The following is a 1,045-nucleotide window of genomic DNA, read 5'->3' as shown; positions in this document are numbered from 1 at the left end:
AACGGTACTTTCAAAGCAACTTCTTGCTAAATTGAAAGCCGGCGCTGTTGCGGGCGAGCCAACCGCAGACAAAACAGAAGCAACAGAAGCTTCTCCAGATAAGCGTCACAAAGCGACACTGACTGAAGAAAGTAATGATGCACTTAGCCCTGCCGTTCGTCGTTTACTTGCGGAACATGGTCTAGAAGCATACCAAGTTAAAGGTACTGGTGTTGGCGGTCGTATTACTCGTGAAGATATCGAAGCGCATCTAGCAAACGCTAAAGCGGCTCCAAAAGCTGATGCTCCAGCAGTTGAAGCACCAGCAACCGCTCGTAGTGAGAAGCGTGTGCCAATGACTCGCCTACGTAAGACGGTTGCAAACCGCCTGTTGGAAGCGAAAAACAGCACCGCAATGCTAACGACGTTTAACGAAGTGAACATGAAGCCAATCATGGATCTTCGTAAGCAATACAAAGACCAGTTCGAAGAGCGTCACGGTATTCGTCTTGGCTTCATGTCTTTCTATGTTAAAGCAGTGACAGAAGCACTAAAACGTTACCCAGAAGTAAATGCATCAATCGATGGTGATGACATCGTTTACCACAACTACTTTGACATTAGCATGGCGGTATCAACGCCACGCGGTCTAGTAACTCCAGTGCTAAAAGACTGTGACAAACTTGGCTTTGCAGATGTTGAAAAAGGCATCAAAGAGCTAGCGATCAAAGGTCGTGATGGCAAGCTAACAGTTGATGAGTTAATGGGTGGTAACTTCACTATCACTAACGGTGGTGTGTTCGGTTCTCTAATGTCTACGCCTATCATCAACCCACCGCAATCGGCAATCCTTGGTATGCATAAAATCCAAGAACGCCCGATGGCTGTAAACGGTAAAGTTGAAATCCTACCGATGATGTACCTAGCGCTATCTTACGACCACCGTTTGATCGATGGCCGTGAGTCAGTTGGCTTCCTAGTAACGATTAAAGAGCTACTAGAAGATCCAGCGCGTCTCCTATTAGACGTTTAATATCGCTAAAACGTCTAGTTACCTTGGGTGGCT

1 protein-coding gene is annotated in these 1,045 nt (G+C 46.5%); it reads left to right on the top strand.

All coding sequences use genetic code 11. The features are described from left to right. Positions 1 to 1,012, top strand: a 1,012-nt coding sequence (gene odhB / locus R7Q47_RS26465) for a 2-oxoglutarate dehydrogenase complex dihydrolipoyllysine-residue succinyltransferase (RefSeq protein ID WP_318090287.1), incomplete at its 5' end; no start/stop codon positions are given. Positions 1,013 to 1,045 lie beyond the last annotated feature (33 nt).

The sequence above is a fragment of the Vibrio sp. Vb0349 genome (genome assembly GCF_033338975.1).
Note: the sequence above shows the minus strand (reverse complement) of the source record. Positions and strands in the feature narration are given on the sequence as shown.